Source organism: Gemmobacter nanjingensis (assembly GCF_014652195.1).
In the GTDB taxonomy this organism is placed as follows: Bacteria; Pseudomonadota; Alphaproteobacteria; order Rhodobacterales; family Rhodobacteraceae; genus Gemmobacter; species Gemmobacter caeni.
The window spans coordinates 226,455-235,013 of the sequence record NZ_BMYI01000005.1 but is presented as its reverse complement, the minus strand read 5'-3'; the positions used below and the strand labels follow the sequence as shown (position 1 = coordinate 235,013).

The 8,559-nt window shown below is 61.6% G+C and carries 10 protein-coding genes and 1 pseudogene; 5 read left to right on the top strand and 6 right to left on the bottom strand.

The annotated features are described in order from the left end of the window. Positions 1 to 638 precede the first annotated feature (638 nt). The 6 genes and pseudogenes from IE126_RS11435 to IE126_RS11415 all read right to left on the bottom strand — a co-directional run bounded on the left by IE126_RS11435 (position 639) and on the right by IE126_RS11415 (position 4,384). Positions 639 to 1,475 carry a DUF3883 domain-containing protein gene (locus IE126_RS11435; RefSeq protein WP_189381040.1) on the bottom strand — a complete coding sequence of 279 codons (837 nt, stop codon included), beginning with the start codon at positions 1,473 to 1,475 and terminating at the stop codon, positions 639 to 641. A gap of 506 nt (positions 1,476 to 1,981) precedes the next feature. Then, positions 1,982 to 2,305 carry a hypothetical protein gene (locus IE126_RS25940; protein ID WP_229825423.1) on the bottom strand — a complete coding sequence of 108 codons (324 nt, stop codon included), beginning with the start codon at positions 2,303 to 2,305 and terminating at the stop codon, positions 1,982 to 1,984. Between the two features lie 82 nt (positions 2,306 to 2,387). Further along, positions 2,388 to 2,864 (bottom strand): annotated as a pseudogene (locus tag IE126_RS25935) (DNA cytosine methyltransferase); the annotation flags it as partial. Then, the gene (locus IE126_RS26390; protein ID WP_407646027.1) at positions 2,836 to 2,988 is read right to left on the bottom strand and encodes a Com family DNA-binding transcriptional regulator; all 153 of its coding nucleotides are present in this window, start codon (positions 2,986 to 2,988) and stop codon (positions 2,836 to 2,838) included. The gene IE126_RS26390 and the pseudogene IE126_RS25935, both read right to left, overlap by 29 nt. Before the next feature lie 176 nt (positions 2,989 to 3,164). Beyond that, positions 3,165 to 3,689 (bottom strand): hypothetical protein, encoded by a 525-nt coding sequence (locus tag IE126_RS11420; protein WP_189381037.1) that lies wholly within the window; start codon positions 3,687 to 3,689, stop codon positions 3,165 to 3,167. A 2-nt stretch (positions 3,690 to 3,691) separates the two neighbouring features. Further along, entirely contained in the window at positions 3,692 to 4,384 is a 693-nt protein-coding gene (locus IE126_RS11415; protein WP_189381036.1) for a S24 family peptidase, read from the bottom strand. 327 nt (positions 4,385 to 4,711) lie between these two features. Between IE126_RS11415 and IE126_RS11410 the strand changes: the two genes are divergently transcribed. From IE126_RS11410 to IE126_RS11390, 5 genes are read left to right on the top strand one after another with little or no spacing between them, the layout of a single operon-like run. After that, positions 4,712 to 5,059, top strand: a complete 348-nt coding sequence (locus IE126_RS11410) for a hypothetical protein (RefSeq protein WP_189381035.1) — start codon at positions 4,712 to 4,714, stop codon at positions 5,057 to 5,059. Further along, complete coding sequence (locus IE126_RS11405) at positions 5,056 to 5,286, top strand: hypothetical protein (protein ID WP_189381034.1); 231 nt, start codon at positions 5,056 to 5,058, stop codon at positions 5,284 to 5,286. Before IE126_RS11410 ends, IE126_RS11405 begins: the two co-directional genes overlap by 4 nt. Before the next feature lies 1 nt (position 5,287). Next, positions 5,288 to 5,563, top strand: coding sequence for a hypothetical protein (locus IE126_RS11400; protein ID WP_189381033.1), 276 nt, complete (start codon positions 5,288 to 5,290; stop codon positions 5,561 to 5,563). 33 nt (positions 5,564 to 5,596) lie between these two features. After that, the gene (locus IE126_RS11395) at positions 5,597 to 6,433 is read left to right on the top strand and encodes a ParB/RepB/Spo0J family partition protein (protein WP_189381032.1); all 837 of its coding nucleotides are present in this window, start codon (positions 5,597 to 5,599) and stop codon (positions 6,431 to 6,433) included. Then, entirely contained in the window at positions 6,430 to 8,553 is a 2,124-nt protein-coding gene (locus IE126_RS11390; RefSeq protein WP_189381031.1) for a transposase domain-containing protein, read from the top strand. Before IE126_RS11395 ends, IE126_RS11390 begins: the two co-directional genes overlap by 4 nt. Positions 8,554 to 8,559: the final 6 nt, after the last annotated feature.

Here is an 8,559-nt window from a genome sequence, read left to right as displayed (position 1 = left end):
TGATCCATGAAACGCGCCCCTCGCAGCCGTCAACGCCATGATTTATATGCGAAATATCACGATTACGACAGCGAAATCAGCGACTTACTTGGAGAATGTGGGATGAAGTCGAAGTCGGAATTGTCGATGACGGCATTGGCATCCATAGGGCGCTCACCGGGAACCCAACCTTCGATGAACTAACCGAGCCGGAAGCCCTTCAGATGGCGCTAATGCCCGGAATTTCAGGGAATCCTCACGCCGGGCGGGGTAACGACCAATGGAACAATTCCGGCTACGGCCTTTATATGACCAGTCGCATCTGTCGGAACGGTGGTAGTTTCCTACTGTGCTCGGGCGGAACCGGAATTGAGCTAAACCACCAAGGAAAGCATACATTCGATACGGATTTTCGAGGGACTGCAATCAGACTAGTGATCGACACAGCCAATCTAAGTGAATTGCGAGAACGCCTCCAACAATTTGCAGCGGAGGGACGAATTGCAGCCGCCCAGATCGCTGGCGCGAACGCAAACGTTGCGTCTACCGCATCTCAGATGCTTACCCGAGATTTCCGGCAAGAATAGGCATTGATACAGCCGTAAGGCTTTGCGATATTTTAAAGATTATCGAGCGGTGCAAAGGCGCTGCTTCAAGATTCAATGAAAACTCGCCTGAAACGAAGTCGCGGACAGGGAGACGAGCGCATCAAGCGGAGGGTGCAGCTCGAACGCCTTCGGCTCGCGGGCGAAGTTCCACAGGCGCAACAGGGACCATTCCGATCGCCGCTCCTCAGCCACAGCCAGTTCGTTGCGGCTAATGTGGAAGGGCGTACGTTCCCAGCCGTTCGTCGTCTTCACCTCGATCAGGCGCGGACGACCGTCCGGCTTGAAGCTGGCGATATCATAGCCTGCACCATCACCGTCCTCCTCCGAAACCCACCGGACCTTGCGTGCAAGATCTTCTCGGCCCGCTGATCTGAGGGCTGCACGTTCATGCGTGAGTACGCGTTCCTCACCTGCACGGCCGAGGGCGCGGTTTCGCTCGTCTCGCGCCGCGACATCGAATTTGCGAGCGATGTGCAGCATCTGCTCCAGCTCCTGCGGCGGCGGCTGGTTCGACATCGTGGGCGGCGGCCCGATCCAAATCGGCGCGGCGTCGGCCAGACCGGTCGGCGGTCGCGCAGCAGGATGGCGGCCGAGCCACGCCGGGTTGAGGGCCAGCCAGCGCGCCACGGCATCCACCAGTGTCATCTGGAAATTGAACGCCGGCTTGTAGCCCGGGATCCAGTCTTCGCCGAGCCCCTTCAGCACGGCGCTGATGTTCTGGTGCTTGAACTCGACCGACCCCTCGGACCGATCGTTCAACAGCGGCAGGAGCCCGCGCCGATGCTCGGCCTTGTTGTAGGGGCGACCAGAGACGTCGTCTGCCAGCATCGCGAAGTAATCCGCGACAATCAGGTCGTTCTCATGATCTGTCCAAGGCCCGTTCGACATGGCGCCAGGCTAGGTGCCTTGACACTGTTTGTCACCAATGGCTTCGCGCAGTCTTACGAGGTTTTGCGCTGTGAAACGCCGCTGAGGTTTGACACTTAATCTTGCAGTGAACCCGGAAGATCCCAACTGACCCCGGAAGACCTCGGACAGGTCAAGAAAAACAGGGATTTACAGCGATGTCGGGCAGGTTTCAGAGCTGGGCCGCGCTGTCATGCAGTAAGTCGTGAAAAGGCCCTTCAAGGGGCGTTGAAGGCTGGTTGAACGGGTTGCGGATGCAATGTGCTGGAAGGCCGAAAACCCAAGAAAACAAGGCGGAATCGGGGACATTCACGAAGAGACCGCCATCGGGTGACAGTTCCGAACATACAAATAGAGCGGTAAGTTCGCTGTCTCAGTTGTATGTTCGGAAGTTTCTATAGCAGACAATGGCTTATGGCTTGATACGAGCGGCGCAAGGCAGCTCGTAACCTACAACGGATTCTGACGCTGGTCTGTGATCTCCGCCTTCAGATAGCGCCACGCCCTTGCCGCAGCCAGCGGGACCACCCCGTTACCGGCCGCAGCGGATCGGTCCAGCCAGGTGGCCACCCCATCACCCAGTCGCTGAATGCCGGGTTTAAGGTGAGGAGTCCGTCGGAGTGCTTCTCCCCATTCAGCAAACTCACCCGGCATCGGTGGGAAGAGCGCGGGCGTTGCGGTGTCCAGCCCGAGGCCGTGAGCAGATCCCACAGCAACGTCCAGGCCTGCGCCGCATTGCGCAGTCCGACCTGGCTGCCAGATTGGTTCTGGTCGGTCCTGAATTGCAGGCCCAGTTCCCGCGTCAGCGTCACACAGGCCCGGTTCCCGGCGCTCTTGAAGGTTGGCGTGGGCCAGAATGAACATCCGCTCGCGGATGTGCGGCGCGCCGACTTCCGCCGCTGATACGACGCACGCTGCAACCCGGTAGCCCATGCCCTGAAGCTCTCCGGCGACGCGGTCGAAACCGAGGGACAGATGGCCGGGGACGTTCTCGAAGAAACACCATTCGGGGCTGACCTCGCGCACCATCCGGGCGACATCGGGCCAGAGGTGCCGGGGGTCATCGGCGCCGAGCCGGTTTCCGGCAAGGCTGAAGGGCTGGCAGGGATAACCGGCAGAGACGAGATGAACGCGGCCGCGCCACGGTCGGCCGTCGAAGGATCGCAGATCGTCCCATACAGGAGCCGCAGCCAGGGACGTGTCTGCCATCCGCGCCACGAGAGCGGCCGCGGCGAAACCGTTTCGCTCGACATGACACACAGTCCGATATCCGGGCTCTGCGAGGTGTATGCCGAGATCGAGGCCTCCGACACCGGCGCAAAGGCTGATGCCGCGAAGGTCGTCATGTCTTCCGGGGGAACAAAGAGCCACACGAGGCGTCCTTTCCTGCGCGGTCTGGCCGCTGCGGGTGCGGGCTCTCGGGCCTCAGATGATTGAAGGATGCGCAGCGGGGGCATTTGATCGAGATCGCCCCGGCCAGCGCACCTGCCGTCATCTTGAACAGCAGGCGACGGCAACCGCAACAGCGGATTTCTGTCCAGGTGGTCATTCTGTAAAGCCGTGTTCAACCGGCCTTGAAGGGCTGTTCATGTGTATGTTCCTTGCGACTGGCGGCAGGAACATACACGGAACATTCGGAAAGGTCAGATCTTGACTTTCAGGCTGCCAGATTCACCCGAGATCGGGGCATCTTCGCACCCGCTGACCATCCGTCAGCTGGTGATAAATACATGTGCATTCAGATGCATCACACTCTGAAAGAGGAAGAGCGGGATGATCCTCAAACACAAGCAGCCGCCTGTTTAGCGCAGCAGCTTTCCCACACACCTTTTGCCCCTCGATGGTTACAAATTCCACCCAGGGGAATGCGCGCTTGGTCCGCTGCATTTGAGCAGCATCGTGCCAACGAAAAAGCGTGCGCGAAGCTGTCAGCAGGATTTTTGCCTCGCCTTCGGTACATTCGGTCTTTCGGCCGGACATGGCGACATCAAGATCTGCAAGGGCTAAGGCTTCATTGATACTTCCGGGGATTCTGAGCCAAGCTTTAGCCCATTGCAGCGCCAGAATCTTCGTCTCATCCGGGGCAAGGTGAGCTGGCGATTGCAGGTGAATCCTGACTGCCAAGGGCCTCCCCAATTCGTCAAGCTCGAAGGCTGGATAGTGCAAAGAGCCGTCCTCGTGACGCAACCAGCCCATCTCTATTCCTCCCGATGGGTATGACCTGACCAGACCACCTTGCCGATGATCTGGACAGACTTCATGTCATCGCCGTGCCGCAGCTCCGGCGCGTAATCCGGGTTATCTGAAAGAAGTACTATCAAATCAGGTGTCGGACGTTCGATCCGCTTCACCCTCGCCTCGCCATTGTCGATCAGTGCGTAGATGGGTGAACGGCGTTGATCGCGAGGATCGCGCCCGCGCGTCGGCGGATCGTCAGTTCCGGTGTCGATTAGGATCATGTCGCCGGGCCAAAGGCTTGGCTGCATGCTGTCGCCTTGGACGCGGGCCAGTCTGGCCGCCGAAGCAGAAACGCCAATCCTCTGAAGCCAGTCGCGGCGAAACGCGAGATGGTCAATGACCTCTTCTGTTCCGTTGCAGGCTCCAACACCAGCGGCCAGCAACGCATCATGCAGCGGGATATGGGCATATTCATCCCCATCAATGGTAATACTTGGAATCGGCCCACCTGTAACGGCCGATCCAAAACCCAGCTCCATATGCAAGGCATTCGATACCGCTAGCACATTGGAAAAGCTGGAATCTCTTCCATCCATCATGGAGCGAACCACACCCAGACCCACGCCTGCCCTGCGCGCGAATGGGCGCATGCCTTCTGCATCTACAGCAGACCTTACGCGTTCTTGGAGGGCCTCAATTCCGAATCGTGTCATGCGTGACACATAACACAGTGTCGCACTTGACACGACGTGTTATTGATCGCACATTCGTGCTATGCGTAGCACAGTAGAAAACCTCAGCATCTTGATCCGCACCCTTGCGGCAGAGACCAATCGGGCTCCATCGACCGTTTCGCGCTTGGTGACCGGGTCTGGCGATACCTTGCGGCGCATTGAAGAGCGCTCCGAGCGTGGCCTTCCAGTTCATAGGATCAGCACTGAACGTGTGGAGCGTTCACTGGATGCCCTTTCCCAAATCTGGCCTGCCGATCTGGCCTGGCCGACCGATATCCCCCGCCCCCCGAAATCGAAGGATGCCGCATGATGTTCGGTCCGCACTACAAGGCTGCGCAGCAGGTTGAAGTCAGCCGCCTCTGGCTGGCGGATGATCGCCCCGCGGCTGCCGCGCTTGCGGCTCCTCAACCCTTTTCGCCGGGGTCGGTTGGCCCCTGCCGCGGCGAGGGCCGCCCCGATCCGGCTGGTAAGGCAGTCCGGCTGGATCGGGGTGTGCCGCGCCTGTCGCTCTGGCGGCGCCTGCGCGCGCTGGATGAGCGCATCAACGATTGCTGGATCGGTGACCTGCTCGGCATCGCCTCGCTGGTGGTGCTGGCGACTTACGCGCCGATCGGTCTGCCCATGCTCATCATCATTTTCGGAGGAAACCCGTGAAGGATCACATCGAACCCCTGTCGAAATGTGCCTTGCTGGAGGCGATCCGCGACGAGGCCGCGAACATGGCGCGGGCCGAACTCGCGGCCGAGACGGGCGACGTGCAGGACGCGGCGCTGGTCTATGACACCGCTGCCGCGCGCCTGCTGGCCCATATCGCTGCGGCCGAGGAATGCGGGCTGATGAACGAGTTGGCCGGGTTCCTGACTGCGACCTACGGGGGCTGACATGAGTGCGCTGGAGGACTTCCGCGACATGCGGCAGCAGCTTCGGGTTGCCCTGATCGCCCGCGACACGATGCGCGACGGCAGCCTGCCGCAGCACCGCCGCGACATGGGGACCAGGGCCTACAGCTATGCGGTGGATCGCATGGTCGAGGCGCTGGACCGGCTGTCCATGGCGCCGGTCAGTTCGGGCGATACCCGCCCTGCGCTGGAGGTGCTGGAAGATGTGCTGAAGGCCATCGCGCGCGCAGAAGACACGCTTCGTCACGCGATTTCGTGACGGCAAGGAACTGAAAGACCAAGGGGCCAAACCGTGAAACCACCGACCTTGATGCAGCAAAACCGGGTGAAGATCGCCGAGATCGTCATCGGCTCCCGCCTGCGCCCGGTCAGCGCAGCGGGCGTTGAAAGCCTGATCACCTCGATCAACGAAACCGGGGTAATGAAGGACGCCATTCATCTGCGCAAGAAGAAGGATGGCAGCCTGCATCTGCTGGCAGGCGCCCACCGCACCGAAGCCGCCCGGCGGCTGGGCTGGGACGAGATCGAGGCGAAGATCTGGACGGACGTGACCGACGACTGGGCGCGGCTGATCGAGATTGACGACAACCTTGCCGGTGCCGAAATGAACGCCCTTGATACGGCGGTGTTTCTGGCCACCCGCAAGGCGGTCTACGAGCGGCTGCACCCTGAAACTAAGCAGGGTGTGGCGGGTGGTTTGGCGCGTCAGGGTTCAGCAACGGAACTTAGTTCCGTTGCTTCCTTCGCGGTTGCCACCGCCGAAAAGTTCAACATGACAGATCGGCAGGTCCGAAAGATCGTTGCCGCCGGTTCCAGGCTCGGCCCCGACGAGGTGGCCAAGCTGCGCAAGGCGCCGCGTCAGGTCAGCCTGAAAGACCTGATCGAGATTTCGAAGATCCAGCAGCCGACAGACCGCTATGACGTGGTGCGTCTGCTGTCAGAGGGCAGCGCGAAATCGGCGGCAGAGGCCGCGCGCAGCCTGAAACCTGACAGTGCCGCGCCGGTCGATGCCAATGACGCCGCCTTCCGGGCGCTGATGGCCGCGTGGAAGCGCGCGCCTGCCGCCGCCCGGCATCGGTTCCGCGAAGAAATCGCCGGGGGCGATATTGCGGAGGTGGCGGCGCAATGAGCCTCAATCTTCCGATCAAGGAATGGTGGACGGCGAAGGAAATCGCCGATGCGGGGCTGCCGGATATGCCGCAGACCCAGCAAGGAACGGATTCGCTGGCGAAAAAGCAGGACTGGCGCGGCCATCCGCAATTCGCCCGCCGCCGCGAGGGGCGTGGCGGCGGCTGGGAGTATCACTGGCGGCTGTTCCCGGCGCGCGCGCAGCGCGTGCTGATCGAACGCGCCAATCCGCCCGAGGCGCCGAAGCCCCGTCAGGATCGGGAAGAGGTCTGGGCATGGTTCGATGCCCTGCCGGAAAGCGTGAAGGACAAGGCCAAGCGCAGCCTGCGCATCGTGCAGGAGGTCGAGGCGCTGGCGCCCGCCGTTACCAAGTTCGTCGCGGTCGGCATGATCGCGCGCCAGCATCACATTGCCGATCGCACGGTCTGGAACTGGTTCGAGCGGGTCGAAGGTGTCGATCCCGCCGACAGGCTGCCCTATCTGGCGCCCCGGCACCGCGCCTCGCTGCCCAAGGGCCAGAAGGTCGAGGCAGCGCCCGAGTTTTACGCCTTCCTGAAGGTCAATTTCTTGCGCCTTGAAGGCCCCGGTTTCAGCCAGTGCTGGCGGGATGCCAAGGCGCTGTGCGAGGCCAATGGTCAACCGTGGCTGGAGGAACAGACCGCGCGGCGCTGGCTGAACAAGACCGTGTCGCGGATCGAACAGGTCTTCGCCCGCGAGGGAATGAAGGGCCTGCGGCAGGTGTTTCCGCCGCAGATCCGCGACCGCAGCACCATGTCGGCGATGGATATGGTCAATGCCGACTGCCACAAGATCGACGTTTTCGTCTGGTGGCCGGGATATGCGAAGCCGATCCGGCCGCAGCTGATCGTGTTTCAGGACATCTATTCCGGCAAGATCCTGTCCTGGGCGATTGACACCGATCCCAACAAGGTCGCGGTCATGCAGTCCTTTATGAAGATGCTGAAAGACTTCGGCATTCCGGGGCACTGCCTGTTCGACAACGGCATGGAATTCGCCAACAAGGACATGACCGGCGGCGCGAAGCATCGCTTCCGCTTCAAGATCTCGGATGACGAGCCGGTCGGCATTCTGGGCATGCTGGGCATCGGCATGAGCTTTGCCACCCCCGCCCATGGTCAGGCCAAGCCCATCGAACGGGCGTTCGGTGACTTCGCGAACGACATCGCCAAAGATCCGCGCTTTGCGGGCGCCTATACCGGGCGCCGGGTCGATGCCAAGCCCGAGAACTACATGTCGAAGGCCATCGAGCTTGAGACCTTCATCGCCGTGGTCGAGGAGCGGATCGCGGAACACAACGCCCGCGACGGTCGCCGGTCGCATACCGCGCAAGGCCGCTCGCTGGATGAGACTTTCGCGGAAAGCTATGCGCGGACCCCGATCCGGCCAGCCACCGAAGAGCAACTGCGGCTGTGCCTCATGGCGCAATATGTGCGGCCACTGAACAAGAAAAACGGGCAGATCACGCTCTACAAGAATTTCTACTGGTCGGAATGGATGTCGGAGATCGCGGGCCGGAAGGTGACCGCGCGCTTCAATCCCGAAGACCTGCACGAGGGCGCCTATATCTACAGCATGGCGGGCGAATACCTCGGCTATGCCGAATGCCGCCAGAAATCCGAATTCCGGGATCTGGCCTCGGCCAAGGCTGCGGCGAAGGAATGGGCGCGGCGGCGCAAGCAGTATCAGTCGATGCTGAAGGAACAGCGGCCGATCTCGATCAGCGATCTGGCGGCGGCGCTGGATGCCCGCCCGAAGGCCGCGCCGGTGGCGCCCGAGGCCAAGGTGGTCAAGCTGGACCGTCTTGCTCAGATCGAATTGCGCAAGAAGGGCGGCGGTCTGGTTCAACCCGCGTTGCCGGTGCCCGACACGTCACGCGATGCCGAACTGGCAGTGTTGCAATTCCCGGCCCCTGCGGCTGCGCCAAAGCGCGACCCCGATGTCGAGCGGTTCTGGCGGATGATCGAGATCGAAGCGCGCATGACGGCCGGAGAGGACATCCCGGCCGCTGATGCGGAGTTCTGGGGCCGGATCAAGGATCACCCGGTCTACCTCGCCCAGCGGGAAGTCTACGACCGCTTCGGCGCGGTGGCCATCGGATGAAATTGC